Origin of the sequence: Mycobacterium sp. E3339, assembly GCF_001666915.1 — a bacterium.
In the GTDB taxonomy this organism is placed as follows: domain Bacteria; phylum Actinomycetota; class Actinomycetes; order Mycobacteriales; family Mycobacteriaceae; genus Mycobacterium.
In genome coordinates this window covers 1-13,899 of sequence record NZ_LZIZ01000032.1, presented here as the reverse complement: position 1 = coordinate 13,899, position 13,899 = coordinate 1, and the positions used below count along the sequence as shown (strand labels likewise).

18 protein-coding genes are annotated in these 13,899 nt (G+C 70.1%); 12 read left to right on the top strand and 6 right to left on the bottom strand.

Features of this window, described 5'->3' with window-relative positions; translation table 11 throughout:
* The first annotated feature begins 22 nt into the window (after positions 1-22).
* On the top strand, positions 23-250 hold the full coding sequence (locus tag A5702_RS25395; RefSeq protein ID WP_369817854.1) for an enoyl-CoA hydratase-related protein: 228 nt from the start codon (positions 23-25) through the stop codon (positions 248-250).
* Here A5702_RS25395 and A5702_RS26845 read toward each other — a convergent pair.
* Both A5702_RS26845 and A5702_RS02520 read right to left on the bottom strand, forming a co-directional pair.
* Positions 180-431 (bottom strand): enoyl-CoA hydratase-related protein, encoded by a 252-nt coding sequence (locus A5702_RS26845; protein ID WP_231964970.1) that lies wholly within the window; start codon positions 429-431, stop codon positions 180-182. The two genes, A5702_RS25395 and A5702_RS26845, sit on opposite strands and share 71 nt — an antisense overlap.
* Before the next feature lie 14 nt (positions 432-445).
* A complete protein-coding gene (locus tag A5702_RS02520) occupies positions 446-826 on the bottom strand; it encodes a hypothetical protein (protein ID WP_055403158.1) in 381 nt (126 codons plus the stop codon).
* Positions 827-969: 143 nt separating this feature from the next.
* Here A5702_RS02520 and A5702_RS02515 point away from each other — a divergent pair, with 143 nt between their 5' ends.
* From A5702_RS02515 to A5702_RS02505, 3 genes are all read left to right on the top strand, one after another.
* On the top strand, positions 970-1,458 hold the full coding sequence (locus tag A5702_RS02515) for a lipoprotein LpqH (protein ID WP_055403159.1): 489 nt from the start codon (positions 970-972) through the stop codon (positions 1,456-1,458).
* Between the two features lie 94 nt (positions 1,459-1,552).
* Positions 1,553-3,247, top strand: coding sequence for a hypothetical protein (locus tag A5702_RS02510; RefSeq protein WP_068217955.1), 1,695 nt, complete (start codon positions 1,553-1,555; stop codon positions 3,245-3,247).
* A complete protein-coding gene (locus A5702_RS02505) occupies positions 3,244-4,590 on the top strand; it encodes a CHAT domain-containing protein (RefSeq protein WP_068217951.1) in 1,347 nt (448 codons plus the stop codon). The genes A5702_RS02510 and A5702_RS02505 overlap by 4 nt, the downstream gene beginning before the upstream one ends.
* A gap of 3 nt (positions 4,591-4,593) precedes the next feature.
* Here A5702_RS02505 and A5702_RS02500 read toward each other — a convergent pair whose 3' ends face one another.
* Positions 4,594-4,932: a hypothetical protein gene (locus tag A5702_RS02500; RefSeq protein ID WP_068217949.1), complete on the bottom strand. Its 339-nt coding sequence runs from the start codon at positions 4,930-4,932 to the stop codon at positions 4,594-4,596.
* Between the two features lie 44 nt (positions 4,933-4,976).
* Between A5702_RS02500 and A5702_RS02495 the strand changes: the two genes are divergently transcribed.
* The 3 genes from A5702_RS02495 to A5702_RS02485 are packed head-to-tail and all read left to right on the top strand — an operon-like array spanning position 4,977 to position 8,523.
* Positions 4,977-6,290 (top strand): hypothetical protein, encoded by a 1,314-nt coding sequence (locus tag A5702_RS02495; protein ID WP_068217961.1) that lies wholly within the window; start codon positions 4,977-4,979, stop codon positions 6,288-6,290.
* Positions 6,287-7,423 carry a hypothetical protein gene (locus tag A5702_RS02490; protein ID WP_068217947.1) on the top strand — a complete coding sequence of 379 codons (1,137 nt, stop codon included), beginning with the start codon at positions 6,287-6,289 and terminating at the stop codon, positions 7,421-7,423. The genes A5702_RS02495 and A5702_RS02490 overlap by 4 nt, the downstream gene beginning before the upstream one ends.
* Positions 7,424-7,452: 29 nt before the next feature.
* Positions 7,453-8,523, top strand: coding sequence for a dihydrodipicolinate reductase (locus tag A5702_RS02485; RefSeq protein ID WP_055403164.1), 1,071 nt, complete (start codon positions 7,453-7,455; stop codon positions 8,521-8,523).
* On the opposite strand, the gene A5702_RS02480 is transcribed toward A5702_RS02485, so the two are convergent.
* Together A5702_RS02480 and A5702_RS26595 are read right to left on the bottom strand one after the other, a co-directional pair.
* On the bottom strand, positions 8,518-9,792 hold the full coding sequence (locus A5702_RS02480; protein ID WP_067817579.1) for a serine hydrolase domain-containing protein: 1,275 nt from the start codon (positions 9,790-9,792) through the stop codon (positions 8,518-8,520). The genes A5702_RS02485 and A5702_RS02480 overlap by 6 nt on opposite strands.
* A 79-nt stretch (positions 9,793-9,871) precedes the next feature.
* Complete coding sequence (locus A5702_RS26595) at positions 9,872-10,033, bottom strand: hypothetical protein (protein ID WP_197281236.1); 162 nt, start codon at positions 10,031-10,033, stop codon at positions 9,872-9,874.
* A 51-nt stretch (positions 10,034-10,084) separates the two neighbouring features.
* Here A5702_RS26595 and A5702_RS02475 point away from each other — a divergent pair, with 51 nt between their 5' ends.
* The 4 genes from A5702_RS02475 to A5702_RS02460 are packed head-to-tail and all read left to right on the top strand — an operon-like array spanning position 10,085 to position 13,169.
* Complete coding sequence (locus tag A5702_RS02475) at positions 10,085-10,258, top strand: CsbD family protein (protein WP_055403166.1); 174 nt, start codon at positions 10,085-10,087, stop codon at positions 10,256-10,258.
* Positions 10,255-10,962 (top strand): cutinase family protein, encoded by a 708-nt coding sequence (locus A5702_RS02470; protein WP_082459845.1) that lies wholly within the window; start codon positions 10,255-10,257, stop codon positions 10,960-10,962. Before A5702_RS02475 ends, A5702_RS02470 begins: the two co-directional genes overlap by 4 nt.
* 27 nt (positions 10,963-10,989) lie before the next feature.
* Positions 10,990-11,976: an SDR family NAD(P)-dependent oxidoreductase gene (locus tag A5702_RS02465; protein WP_055403167.1), complete on the top strand. Its 987-nt coding sequence runs from the start codon at positions 10,990-10,992 to the stop codon at positions 11,974-11,976.
* A gap of 29 nt (positions 11,977-12,005) precedes the next feature.
* Positions 12,006-13,169, top strand: a complete 1,164-nt coding sequence (locus A5702_RS02460) for a zinc-binding dehydrogenase (RefSeq protein WP_068217945.1) — start codon at positions 12,006-12,008, stop codon at positions 13,167-13,169.
* Here the strand turns inward: A5702_RS02460 and A5702_RS02455 are convergent.
* Entirely contained in the window at positions 13,153-13,539 is a 387-nt protein-coding gene (locus tag A5702_RS02455) for a PPOX class F420-dependent oxidoreductase (RefSeq protein ID WP_055403177.1), read from the bottom strand. The genes A5702_RS02460 and A5702_RS02455 overlap by 17 nt on opposite strands.
* 164 nt (positions 13,540-13,703) lie before the next feature.
* Between A5702_RS02455 and A5702_RS02450 the strand changes: the two genes are divergently transcribed.
* A partial coding sequence (locus A5702_RS02450; RefSeq protein ID WP_231964971.1) for a TetR/AcrR family transcriptional regulator occupies positions 13,704-13,899 on the top strand: 196 nt, incomplete at its 3' end.

Genomic DNA, 13,899 nt, shown 5'->3' with positions numbered 1-13,899 from the left:
TGAGGAGGGCGACCTCAACCGCGTGGTGGAGGGCGGCGCCGGCTATACCGATCGGCTGGTCCCGGCGCTGTCCGCGGCCTTCGAGGCGGTGTTCTGCTATCCCGGTCCGACCGTCGCGGCGATCAACGGCGCCGCCATCGCGGGCGGCTGCGTGCTCGCCTGCGCCTGCGACCGCCGCCTCATCGGCCCGCGGACAGCGCCGGGACCAGCCGATCGGTATAGCCGGCGCCGCCCTCCACCACGCGGTTGAGGTCGACCCCCGCGCTGAACGCCCGGCCGGCGCCGGTGATAACCAAGGCACCGGCATCCGCGCGGCCCAGGTCGCGAACCGCCGAGGTCAGCGCCTCGAGCAGCTCGACGTCCTGCGCGTTGACGGGACCCGACGACAGGGTCAGCACCCGCACGTCCCCGACCGTCTTGACGTCGATCATGGCCACCTCCTCGGTCAACGGCTGACGGCCGCGATCACGACCGGGATATCGGTGTTCTCGTCGGTGTGATAGCTCGCGCACACGCGGTGGTAGCCATCGGCGATCTGCAGCGGGGCGCCGGTCGGGAAGTCGCCGCGCACCAGCAGGATGGGCGACAACGGTTGGCCCTTCTCGATTTTCGTCAGGTCCGCGGCGACGTGCGGGTTGTCGACCGGCAGCAGACCCAGACGCGCAGCACGCAGGATGTCTTTGGCCTTCCGATGCGTCACGGTGCCGGCCTTCAGCTTCTTGATCACCTTTTTCACGGTTGCCGAGTCCGCGAGCATGGTGAGGTAGTCCGCCGCCGCCGGAAAGTCATGGGCCTCAGGCTTTTCCAGCCACTTCACGCTCAGCATCGCGGGCCTTCCCTTCGTCAGCCGACCTCGACGCAGCCTACCGGCTCGGCACCGCGAAATTTGGGATCGGTAGCGATTCGGACGTTCTGTACTTGCGCCATGGCGACGCCATCGGGGCGGCGCATGAGGGAAGGAAACCGCAAGTGAAACGTCTTCTCGCGGCTGCGATTGGGACACTTGGCGCCGCATCGGTGCTGGTGGGGTGCTCCAGCGGCGGCCACTCAGCCAGCCCGGCGTCGAGCACGGCTCCCAGCGTCTCTACCGGTACCGGCACGAACGCGCAGGTCAAGGTGGGCGGCGCCGACCTGGCGGGCGTGAACCCCGCCTCGGTGACCTGCGTCAGGACCGGCGGCAAGATCGACATCGGCAGCGGCTCCACGGGCGGCCCCCAGCAGGCGCTGGCCGTGGTGATGACCGACGCGAACCCCCCGACGGTCGAGTCGCTAGCGCTCTTCGTCGACGGCAACGCGCTGTCGGTGAGCAACGGCATGGGTGCGAAGGTCGGCTCGGCCAACGTGGCGGTGGACGGCAAGACCTACACCATCACCGGGCAGGCCCAGGGCGCCGACATGAAGAACCCGATGGCCGGAATGATCACCAAGGACTTCAGCATCAAGGTGACCTGCGGCTGATCGGCTGCGACCGAGCGGCGGACGCGCTCACTCACGCGTCCGCCGCTCACCGCTTTCCCTGCCCACGCGACACTTTCGGACTTATGATGCAGCCGTGTTGATCCCCGACGAGCTGGACAACGCGCGCCGCCTGGCCTTCGCGGGCGACGAGGCCGGGGCCCGCGACCTGTTGCTGTCCCTGATACCGCACATCGAGCGGGAAGATCGGGACGATCTCATGCTGGAGGTCCTCGCACAGCTCGGCGAGATCTACCTTGACCGCGGCGTGAATGACGGGGTGCGCGAATCCATCCGGCGCATCCAAGGCTGCGTGGCGATCTACGCGGGGATGCCCGCCGACGCCCAAAGCACACACCTGGTCCGCCGGTACTCGCGCCGGGCCCAGTTCCTGCAAGCCGGTTTGGCCGCCGCGATCGGCGATCACGACGGCGCGGCGGCGGCGCTGGAGGCGTTGGAGGACCGCGGCGCCGATCTCCCCGCCCTGGCCGGAGAACACGCCCGGCTGCGCATCCATGCCCGGGTCTTGTGTGCCATCGCGCTGTGCGATGACGACCTGCACACGCAATCAGTCCCGTTGTGGGAGAAGGTCGTTAGCGACTTGAATGACTATCGCGACACCGGCGAGGACGCGGACCACGCCCGGGTTGTCGCCGGCATCGGGTACGGCAAATTCTGCGTTGACACCGGGCGGCTGGCGGAAGCCGATCCCTGGCTGCGGCGCGCGGAAGCGCGGGCCCGGGCCAACGGTTGGGAACTGGCCATGGCCCGAGCGCAATTGGAGCGCGCGGCGGCGCGCTGGGCGGCGAACGACCACGCCGGCACCGAGCAACTGGTTTCCGAGGCTTATCCCGTCATCGCGCGGCACGCCCGCACCCACGACATCGCCCGCTGCTGGCTGTACCTGGGACTCACCCGGCTGGGTTCCGGCGCGCTGGAGGCCGCCGACGAGTGCTGGGAACACGCCGAACGGCACTGGCGCGAACTGGGCAAGCCCCTGTATCTGCACCGAATCTTGTTGCAACGCAGCTGGATAGCGATCTTCTGGAGCCGCTTCGCCGACGCCGTGGAGTTGATCGCGCAGGCGCGCGAACTGCTCGACTCGTCGCCGCGCAGCAGCTGGTTGCAGTACGCGCTGCTCGACAGCCATCTCGGTACGGTGTGGCGCGCGGACGCGCTGGCGGACCTGGGCTTCGACAGCTCGGGGGACCCCGATGAGACGCTGCAGGAGACCGAGGCGCGGCAGGCGGAGGGACTGGGCATCCTGCACGGCGAGATCGGGACCGACGAATACTGGCGCGGTATGACCAAGCTCCAGCAGGCCGCCGAGCTCAAGGTGCCGGCCGCGCTGGCGGTCGACTCGGTGCGGTACTCGATCGCCGACGCGGACGCGAGGGCACGCTGGGCCGCCACCGTTTCGGGCCCCGTCCTGGCCGGCGCCTTCGCGGTCGCCTGGGAATGGGAGAACACCGAGCTGATCAGCGAGCTCGTCGAATACCACAGCGCGCGCGGCACTTTCGATACGGGTCCGCAGCGTCCGCAAACCGGTGAATGGGCGTCGACGGCCACCGCGCCGGTGCCCGTGGAGACCGACCTCGAGCCGGTCCCGGCGCTGGCCGCGTCCGGGCCCTCGGCACCCGGCGGCGCATCCCTGACCCGGCTGGGACCCTTGCCACCGCTGCGGATGCAGCCCGACGCCGAGCCGATCCTGAGCCACTATCGCGAGCTGGCTGCCCAGCGCTACGGCCGCGACGTCACCGCGGCCGAGCCCGCCTGGTCGACCTGGCGATGAGCGACGCCGACCGGGCCACCCTGATCCTGCGGTACGCCGACGTCGGGATCGCAACGTACGCCAGCTTGCGCGTCGTCGGGCAGCCGTCGAGAACCGTCACCTGGCTGGTCGAAGAGCCGCTGTTGCTGGCCGCGCTGGAAGAGCTGGCGGGTGCCCTGCCCGAGCCGCACGGCTCCGAGGGCAGCCGGGACGCCATCGAGCGCGCGCTGACCACCGGGGCATTCGCGGCTCAGGAGGGCGAGCTGACGCTCGCCTACATCCTCGGGGTGTTGTTGATCGGATCCCCGGGCTGGCAGCTGTTGGCCGAGTGCGTGGCCGCGCCGCGCGCGGTGCTGCTCGTCTCGCCCAGCGCGCGACTGGCGCGCGTGCCCTGGGGGCTGCTGGCCGTGCCGAAATCGGGCCCCAGCAAGGAGGAATTGGTGCGGGCCCGGCAGGAGGCCATCACCGCCAGCGGCCGGGCCGCGGCCCGGATCCCCTGGCAGCAGGCCGATATCCGGCAACACACCGACGGCCACCGGCTGATGGAACTGGTCGACGTCTTGATGGCGGTCCCGCCGAATATCGTGCACTCACCGCGGCTGGCGGCCGGATGGGACGCCAGGAAGGACGGTCCCCCGATGCTGGTCCTCGACCCCCGGGTGCCGGGCCAGCGCCCCGACTCCGCGCTGGGGTCGGTGCTCGGCAGGCCGGGGCGGGAAACGCCGCTGGCGCGGCACTTCACCGACGTGATGGGACAGCGGCCGGTGCTTCCCGCCGTCGAGACGGCGGTCGAGCTGTTCCGCCGGCAGGACGCGGACCGCACCTGGCTGGCCAAGCTGCTGGCCCAAGCCCCGAGCCGGCTGCTTTACGTGGGGCACGCGAGTTCGGCGGAAGGCCAAGCGGATCGGGCCGCGCTGCACCTGGCCGATACGGCCGACATCCCCGGCGACGCCGACCCCATCGGTGACCACCGCCCGCTCACCGCGTCGGACCTCATCGCCCTGCAAATGCCGATGCCGCCCCGGGTGGCGATGCTGGCGTGCGGCTCGGGCGGGGACTATCAATTCGACGAGGCCACCGGACTGGTCGCGGCGATGATTCTGGGTGGCGCGCAGTTGGTGACCGCCACCCTGTGGTCCCTGCCCACCACGGCGGCGTATCGGCAATTCGCCACGGGGGCGGCCGATCCGATGGCCGAGGCCGTGGCGGCCGTGGATCGGGCCCACGAGGCCGAGGCCGACGCCGGGTGTGCGGTGAACCGTTGGCAACGGGCACAAATGCGCCGCTGGCGCGACGGCGACGCGACGGCCAGCCCGCTGTATTGGGGCGCCGTGGTCACCTTCGCGGTCGACGGTGCGCGGTAGCGCTCACAGCGAGGCCACCCATGCCGCATGGACGGCCAACACGTCGTCGGGGAGCGAAAGCTCCTCGCGCGCAGCGGGATCGAAGGCGACCAGGACGACCAGGCCGGGCCGCAACATTGACAAGTCGAGGTCGTCGCCGCAACGGGCCAGCTTCCCGATGAACGTCTCCCCGGAAACCGCGACGACTTCGATGAAAATTTGACGCTCGACCGCGCGCACGGTGCCGACGCCGACGGCACGGTCGGCGGCGCTCCGACGCCGGGCGGACCTGATCCGGTCGACCAGCAGCCACAGCTTGTTCATGCGACCAGCGTGAAGCCGCCGGCCGGCTACCGAACCCAACTTTTCGGCTGCCGCATTTCGCGCGCTGCCCCTATTCTGTGCAGATGAGCGCGGATTCGCAGCTGGCCGTCGCGGTCGGCCACCCACGCCGCTCTGTGATCGAGGCGGCATGGCGGGCGATCGGTGCCGGCGTGGAGGTGCTCAGCAGCGACGACGGCGGCCCCCTGAGCCGCACCGTCAAACGCATCATCGATCCGCTGGTGCTCCGGTTGCGGTCGAATCCCCAGTACTCGGCGCCCGTCGTCAACCCGGAGACGGCCGCCGCGATGCGTGACCTGATCGTCGGCAGCGGCCCCGAATTGCGCGCGGCCGCAGCGTGGTTCGAGGTCCTCAAAATGGAGCGGCGCAGGCAGCGCATCCGCGCCGGAAACGCCCAGGAACTGTACTTCCCGGTGTGCTTCGAGCTCGCGGTGACGAAAGGCCTACCGGCAGCGGAGGATCGCGAGACCGCGGCCGCGGTGCTGGCCGACATTCACCAGGGTCGCGACCGCACCGCGATCGAGGTGCTGCATCAGTACGTGGCCGATGGTGAAACGCTTGCCAAGCTGGCCGATCAGCTCGATCGGAGCTGGCGCGACGTGCGGGCGGCCGACACGGTCACCGGCCCGTTCCTGGCCGAACTCGCGACCGTCCTCGGCCCGGCCAACAGCCACCGCACCGCGACGGCGCGGCAGCGCGTCTGGCAGGCGATGATCGCCGACACCACGCCGTACAACCTGGGCGCGCTGGCCCGTGTCGAGTCGGCGGAACTGCCCTGGTCGATCGTCGGTCTGGGCCTGAGTTCGGTTGCCCCGCAACGGCCCCCGCGCGTCGCCGGCGGCTCCGACAGTGACCGGCCGTTGGACCGCAGCGTGGTGGACCGGGTGCGCGCCACGCTGCGCCGCGCGCTGGACCGCGATGCGTTGCCGGATATCCCCCTGCTATGCGAGGAGGAGGTGGACCGGGCCTGCGCGCCCTGGGGGCTGCTGGCCGAGGACAAACAAGCAACGCTCGTCGCGGGCATTGAGATCGCGGTGGAACTGGCCCCACTGGACCCGTCCGTCGCCAGCCGCTACGCCCTGGCGGCGCAGATTCAGGCGCGGTTGCGCAAGGAGGCCTACGTGCTGCACGCCCGGCGCTACCTCGCCGAGGGCGGGCCCATCCATCCGCGGCAGCGGCAAGTGGTCGACGACCTCGCCGCGTACGCCCAGCCCTACCTGAGTCGCCTGTGGGCGCGGCTGCACGGGCGCGACGTGTGGCAGGAGCCCTGCGACGACGTCGATGACGTGCGCTCGCTGCTCGAGGGGGTCGCGCGGTCGGTGAGCCTGGACCACCGGCAGCGCATCAAGGCAATGCTGGAATTGCAGGTGGCCGGATGAGATTGGTTGCCGACTCGGGTTTGTGGAGCACCGGCCCCGCCAGCGAGGCGTCGCCGCTGGCGGCGGTGCTGGAGGTCAGCGGGGCCGTGTTGTCGTGGACCCTGGACGAGCCCGACGACCACGATGCGGCAACCCACATCACGTTCACCGATTTGGGCCGCGCGGACTGGCTTTGGCGGATCCTCGGCGAATCCGGCCATGTCGCCCTGGTTTCCGCTCTGGAATCGGCGGACCAGCCGCACGGCATCGACCTCGCGGGCGTGGACATCGTGCCCGGCTCGCTGCGCCGGCTACGCAGGCTGGCCGTGGGCCACTGGCTGCGGCGCTGGTGGCCCGCCAGCCGGCAGGACGGCATCGCCGGGCTCGACCGCGCGCTGCTGGACCTCGAGGTCGCGCTGCTCACCGCAGGCGCGCAGGGCTACTTCGCCGACGACACCCTGGATTCGGACGTCGCAGGCTTGCTGGCGCCGCACGCCGCGGCCCTGGCCGCGCACCTGGCGGACGGCGACCCGCGCGCGTCCGATTTGGTGCGGGCGGGCGCCCACCTGGCCGACGAAGTGGGGGTGGACGGCCCCGGATGGCCCGAACTCGTTGCCGCCCTTGATGATTCGGGCCTGGCCCTGGCCGTCCCGAGCGGGCGCCAAGATGACTACGCGCTGGCGGCCGGCGCCGCCGCGGGCCCGCGCACGGTGGCGCCGATCGCCCGTGGTGCCGCGTCCGTGAGCTGGGGCGGGGTCCCGCCCGCGATCTTCGATGCCGGTGAGAACACCGTCGACTGGACGGTGGAGGCGGCCGGACCGGCGGTGGTCGCCCGGGTGCGTGCGGCCGTCATCGGACCGGACGCGCCGACCGGCGTGGCGGTGCGACTGCGCTCCGGGGCCTTTTCCGGCGCCGGCGCCCTGGACGCCGCCGGCCGCGCGACCCTGCAGCTGGTCGACGCCGAACAACGCCCCCTCACCGAATCGGCGGCCTGGGACCACGACTGGTCGGTCACGTCGGTGCTCGTCGGGGCCGAGACGACGGAGTCGGCCGACACCCGGGAGCGGGTGCGCCGGTGGGCGCGGGCGCGGCTGGACCGGCCGGCCGACGACGCCTTCCTCGCCGAAATACTGGCGGCCGAATCCGCCTACTAACGTGGACCGCGATTCCCTATGCTGAGCGAGTGCCAAACAACTATCGCGTGGTTCAGTGGAACACCGGCAACGTCGGCAAGAGTTCGCTGAAATCGATCGTCGCCAACCCCACGTATGAACTGGTGGGCTGCTACGCCTGGTCGGCGGAGAAGGTCGGCCGCGACGCCGGCGAGCTCGTCGGGATCGCACCCGTTGGCGTGGCGGCCACCAACGACGTCGACGCGCTACTGGCGCTGAAACCCGACTGCGTGGTCTACAACCCGATGTGGATCGACGTCGACGAGCTGGTCCGCATCCTGTCGGCCGGCGTCAACGTGGTCACCACCGCGTCGTTCATCACCGGGGGCAACCTGGGCAACGGCCGCGATAAGTTGGCGCAGGCCGCCGAGTTGGGCGGGTCCACGATCTTCGGTTCCGGCGTCAGCCCGGGATTCGCCGAACTGCTGGCCATCGTCTCGGCGATGGTGTGCAACCGGATCGACAAGGTCACCGTCAACGAGGCCGCCGACACCACGTTCTACGACTCACCGGAGACCGAGAAACCGGTGGGTTTCGGCCAGCCGATCGACCACCCCGAGCTACCGGCGATGGCCGCGAAGGGAACGGCGATCTTCGGCGAGGCGGTCCGGTTGGTGGGCGACGCGCTCGGCGTGGAGCTCGACGAGGTGCGCTGCGTGGCCGAGTTCGCCCAGACCACGGCGGATCTCGAGATGGCGTCCTGGACCATCCCCGCCGGATGCGTGGCCGGCGTCTACATCAGCTGGCAGGGCATCGTCGGCGACACCACCCTGATCGACCTGAACGTGCGGTGGCGCAAGGGCCAAACGCTCGAGCCGGACTGGAAGATCGAGCAGGACGGCTGGGTCATCCAGATCGACGGGCAACCGACCGTGACCACCAAGGTCGGCTTCTTGCCGCCGCCGTACTTCGAGGCCACCACGATCGAGGAGTTCATGGACCTCGGCCACATCATGACCGCGATGCCCGCGATCAACGCGATCCCCGCCGTCGTGGCCGCCGCGCCGGGCATCGTCACCTACGCCGACCTGCCGTTGACGCTGCCGCGCGGGAACGCCCACGTCGGCGTCAAACACTCATAGGGCCGCTTTGCGCCGGCCGGCCTTGGCGTAGGTGGCACCGAGCTGCGGAACCGGCAGCGGACCCTGTTCGCGGGCGGCCAGGATGGCGTTGCGCAGCGGACGGGCAAGTCCCGCAAAGGATCCCATGTCGAAGAGCAGGGGCGTGAGCAACCGGTTGTGCACGAATCCGAACGAGCTGCCGGTTTCCGGGTCGGACCAGCCCAGCGTTCCACCGAGACCGACGTGGCCGAAACCGCGGAGCAAGCCGGGCACCGGTGATTCGTGGTAGCCCAGGTGAAACGGCATGGGCACCACCATGTTTGCGTCCGGCCACTTCCGCCGGGCGCTGCCCGCCAGGCCACGCGCGAGGTCCTCGGACAGATACTTCTTGCCGTCGATGCGGCCGTCGTTGGCCAGCACGGCATACATCTTCGCCAGCCCCCGGCCGGTGACCACGCCGTTGGCGGCGGGCACCTCCCCGTCGAGGAAGGGGGTGTCCCCCTTGAGCAGCGAGATGATGCCGGGGAAGTACATCGCGCCCAACGCGCCCGAGAACGGCAGGCCGGCCATCTTGGGGGCGATGAAGTTGAACACCGGGGCCCGCAGCCTGCCCTGCGGGATGAGGATCTCCGCCGGCTTGGTGGGCGAGCCCTCCGGGGGGCGGCCGAGGTGTAGGCCGTCGGTGTCGAGGGGGCGCGCGACTTCCTGGCGAATCAGTTCGCGCATGCCCTTGCCCGTCACCGCCCGGGCCAGACCGGACAGCAGCCAGCCGTAGGTCAGCGCGTGATAGGCCTGCACGCCACGCAGATGGTCGACCGACGCGGCGGCGAGGCGCTCTTCCATCAGGACGTGGTCCATCAACTGCTCCTTGGTCACACCCCGCAGGTGTGACAGCCCGGAGCGGTGCCGCAGTACGTCGCGAACGGTGATCTCCGCCTTGCCGTTGGCGGCGAACTCGGGCCAGTATTCGGCGACGGGCTCGTCATAGGACAGCAGGCCGCGGTCGGCCAGCCGATGGATCACCGTCGACGCGACCCCCTTGGTCGCCGAGAACACCATGGCGCCGGTGTCGGCGGTCCAGGGCTGGGTACCGGCCCGATCCGACCATCCGGTCCAGACATCGACGACGGGCACGCCGTCGATGTACACGCTCAGCGCCCCGCCGCCGAATCGGCGGCCGGGAAACAGCTGCCCGAACAGCCTGACGACGTTCGCGAAACGGGGGTCGGCCGCGCCGGAGACTCCGCGCGGCAGGCCATCGTCGGCGACCAGAAGGGCCGACGGTTTCACGGCGCCCCGACGCCCCGCTACCACGAGACGAAGCTATCAGTCCGCCCTCTGGCACTGCGGACGTTTTGGCATCGCGGCGCTACGCGGGCGGGGCCGGGGGGTCGGGAGGCTCGGGCGGCGGCGTGGGCGAATCCCCGAGATACTTGCGCAACCGGAGCAGTTGATTGACCACGATGCCGATGCCGAGCAGCATCAGCACCACCACTATTGCCACCACGATCGCGGTGCTCACGAAGTCCATGATGGCAGGGTGGGGTTTCAATAGCTCCCCTAGCGGGGTAGCCAGAGCGGCATGAGTAACGAGGACAAGCTGAAGAACAAGATCGAGGACCTTGGTGGCCGGGCCAAGGAGGCCATCGGCAAGGCGACCGGCGACCACGAGACCAGGGACGAGGGTCGGGCGGATCAGGCCAAGTCGAGCCTGAAGGACGCCGGCGAAAAGGTGAAGGACGCGTTCAAGAAGTGAGTGGTCACCCCGCGCGGCGCCGGCTGCCGGTGCTCGCCGGGTTGGCGGCGCTGGTGGCCGGTGCGCTGGTGTCGAGCGCTCCCTCCCCGTCGGCGTCGGCGGAACCCTGCCCTGATGTCGAGGTCGTCTTCGCCCGCGGGTCGGGCGAGCCGCCCGGCGTCGGCGGGATCGGCGGGTCGTTCGTGGACGCGCTGCGTTCGCAGCTCGGGTCCCGCTCGCTCGGCGTGTACGCGGTCAATTACCCTGCCAGCACGGACTTTTCGAATCCGGGCTTCCCGGCGACCGTCGTCGACGGCATTCGCGACGCCAGCTCGCACATCGAAGCGACGGCCAAGAATTGCCCCAACACCCGCGAGGTCCTCGGCGGATACTCGCAGGGCGCGGCCCTGGCCGGCTACGTCACGTCGGCCGCGGTCCCGCCCGGCGTGCCGGCGTCGGCGGTGCCCGCGCCCATGCCTCCGGACGTAGCGAACCACGTCGCCGCCGTCACCCTTTTCGGGACGCCGTCGGGCGACTTCCTGCAGAAGTATCACGCACCGCCGCTGTCCATCGGGCCGCTCTATCAGCCCAAGACCTTGGAGCTGTGCGCCCAGGGCGACCCCGTGTGCGGCAGCGGCAACGGCAACGATTTCGCCGCGCACGTTTCCTACGGGGCCAACGGGATGACTAACCAGGCCGCCAACTTCGCCTCCAGTCATCTGTAGGCCGGACGGCCCTGCAAAGATCGCACCATGCGCGTTTTGATCACAGGCGGCACGGGGTTCGTCGGCGGCTGGACGGCCAAGGCCGTCGCCGATGCGGGGCACGACATCCGGTTTCTGGTGCGCACCCCCGCCAAGCTGGAGACATCCGTGGCGAAGCTGGGCGTGGACGTGTCCGACTTCGCCGTCGCCGATATCACCGACCGCATGGCGGTGCGCAAGGCGCTGGATGGCTGCGATGCCGTCGTGCACAGCGCCGCGTTGGTGGCCACCGACCCGCGCCAGACGACGCAGATGCTCACCACCAACATGCAGGGCGCCCAGAACGTCCTCGGCCAGTCGGTCGAGCTGGGACTGGATCCGATCGTTCACGTGTCCAGCTTCACGGCGCTGTTCCACCCGAACCTGGAAACGCTGACGGCGGATCTGCCGGTGGTCGGCGGGGCCGACGGCTACGGAACGTCCAAGGCGCAGGTCGAGATCTACGCCCGCGGGCTGCAGGACGCCGGCGCGCCGGTGAACATCACCTATCCCGGCATGGTCCTCGGCCCGCCCGTCGGCGACCAGTTCGGTGAGGCCGGCGAGGGCGTCAAGGCGGCCGTGCAGATGCACGCGATCCCGGGGCGAAGCGCCGCCTGGTTGATCGTCGACGTCCGCGATTTGGCCGCGCTGCACGCGGCGCTGCTGGAGCCCGGCCGCGGGCCGCGCCGCTACACCGCCGGCGGCCACCGGGTCCCGGCGGCCGAGTTGGCGACGCTGCTCGGCGAGGTCGCCGGCACGCCCATGCTGTCGGTGCCCATCCCCGACACCGCGCTGCGCGTCGCCGGCGCGGTGCTGGACCGCGCCAATCGCTTCCTGCCGTTCGAGACGCCCTTCACCTGGGCCGGGATGCAGTACTACACGCAAATGCCGGCGTCCGATGATTCGCCCAGCGAACGCGAGCTCGGCATCAAGTACCGGGATCCGCAGGAAACCGTCGCGGACACCCTGGCGGCCTACCGCGCGGCCGCGACGTAGGGCGCGCTCCGCGTGAGGAGGTCCGACCGATGAAGAGCGTGACTTGCACCAACGCGCGGCTGGACGTCGCCGACCTCCCCGCCCCGATTCCGGCCAAGGGCCAGCTGCTGCTCGAGGTCCTGCGGTGTGGCATCTGCGGATCGGACCTGCACGCCCGCCGCCACTGCGACGAGCTCGCCGACGTGATGGCCGAGTCCGGTTACGACGCGTTCATGCGGTCGGACCAGCAGGTCGTGTTCGGCCACGAATTCTGCGGCGAGGTGCTCGATTACGGCCCCGGCACCCGCAAGGCCCCGCGTCCCGGCACGCCCGTGGTCGCCCTGCCGCTGCTGCGCCGCGGCAAGGAGGTGCACGGGATCGGGCTCTCGACGATGGCGCCCGGCGCCTACTCCGAGCAGTTGCTCGTCGAGCGGTCGCTGACCTTCGCCGTGCCCAACGGGTTGTCGCCGGCGATCGCCGCGCTGACCGAACCGATGGCCGTCGGGTGGCACGCCGTCCGGCGCGGCGAGGTGAGCGAACGCGACGTCGCGATCGTCATCGGTTGCGGGCCAATCGGTCTCGCGGTGATCTGCATGCTCAAGTCGCACGGTGTGCGCGCGGTCATCGCCAGTGACTTCTCACCCGGCCGCCGCGCCCTGGCCACCGCGTGCGGGGCCGATATCGTCGTCGACCCCGCGCAGGACTCGCCCTATGCGACGGAGGCGGGACGCAAACACCTGCACGGCATCCTGGAGGCGTTCGACCTCGCGGTCGGGACGATCGAGAAGCTGCAGCGCCTGCGCCTGCCGTGGTGGCACCTGTGGCGCGCCGCCGACGCCGCGGGCGCCGCGACGCCCAAGCACCCCGTCGTCTTCGAATGCGTCGGCGTGCCCGGCATCATCGACGACATCATCGCCCGCGCGCCGCTGTTCTCGCGCGTGGTCGTCGTCGGTGTTTGCATGGGCGCCGACCACATCCGGCCGGCCATGGCGATCAACAAAGAAATCGACCTGCGGTTCGTGCTCGGCTACACGCCGCTCGAGTTCCGCGACACCCTGCACATGCTGGCCGACGGCAAGGTCGACGTGGCGCCGCTGATCACGGGCACGGTCGGGTTGGACGGCGTCGCCGCCGCGTTCGATGCGCTCGCCGACCCCGAGGCGCACGCCAAGATTTTGATCGACCCGAAGAGCGACGCTAAGCGGCCGGGCTGATCTCCAGCCCGACGTGCACCTTGTCGATGCCACCACGAACGATCGAGTGCGCGTAGAACCACCAGGCGTGATACCAGTACCGCTTGAGCACGGCGTTGTAGACCCGCCGGGTCTCCGACTTCGGCAGCACCCGGGCGATGCCCTCGACCGGCTCGCTCTTCGGTTTGCCCAGTGATCCGCTCCTGGCGATCGTCACCCGCGGCGTGTTGTTGATCCGTTTGACCTTCCACGAGCCGTCGTCGGTGATGACCAGAAGCTTGTCGCCTTCTGGCACACCCCAGATCGCGGTCGGTTTTGGGCGGCCGTCTTTGGTGAACGTCGTCAGGAGCAGGTACTTGGACTGGATGATGTCCCGGAAGCTGGCGGCCACGCTGTGATCCTTCACTTTCTGAAATGTTCGGTCAAACTGTTCCCCGGCGCTGCATCTTCTAATCATGGGCGTTGTTGATTCCCGGTGACCGGCCAATTTAGGGTCCGGTGGTGGCCAGGGACTCGACGACCCGCGACTTGCTCATCGACGCAACGATCCAGATCATGGTCGACGAGGGCTATGCGGCGGCGACTTCGCGCCGGGTGGCGGCAAAGGCCGGCGTGAAACCGGCCCTGGTGCATTACTACTTCCCCACCATGGACGAGCTGTACCTCGACGTGTTCCGGCGCGGCGCCGCCGCGTACTTGGACCGCCAACAACGGGCGCTGGATTCGGACCACCCCCTGCACGCCTTCTGGG

Bases quoted from the DNA above. Each gene is read 5' to 3' on its own strand.
- A5702_RS02520 (WP_055403158.1), bottom strand. From the start codon at position 826: ATGCTGAGCGTGAAGTGGCTGGAAAAGCCTGAGGCCCATGACTTTCCG.
- A5702_RS02465 (WP_055403167.1), top strand. From the start codon at position 10,990: ATGCGCGTTTTGATCACAGGCGGCACGGGGTTCGTCGGCGGCTGGACG.
- A5702_RS02490 (WP_068217947.1), top strand. From the start codon at position 6,287: ATGAGATTGGTTGCCGACTCGGGTTTGTGGAGCACCGGCCCCGCCAGC.
- A5702_RS02505 (WP_068217951.1), top strand. From the start codon at position 3,244: ATGAGCGACGCCGACCGGGCCACCCTGATCCTGCGGTACGCCGACGTC.
- A5702_RS02460 (WP_068217945.1), top strand. From the start codon at position 12,006: ATGAAGAGCGTGACTTGCACCAACGCGCGGCTGGACGTCGCCGACCTC.
- A5702_RS02495 (WP_068217961.1), top strand. From the start codon at position 4,977: ATGAGCGCGGATTCGCAGCTGGCCGTCGCGGTCGGCCACCCACGCCGC.
- A5702_RS26595 (WP_197281236.1), bottom strand. From the start codon at position 10,033: ATGGACTTCGTGAGCACCGCGATCGTGGTGGCAATAGTGGTGGTGCTG.
- A5702_RS26845 (WP_231964970.1), bottom strand. From the start codon at position 431: ATGATCGACGTCAAGACGGTCGGGGACGTGCGGGTGCTGACCCTGTCG.
- A5702_RS02475 (WP_055403166.1), top strand. From the start codon at position 10,085: ATGAGTAACGAGGACAAGCTGAAGAACAAGATCGAGGACCTTGGTGGC.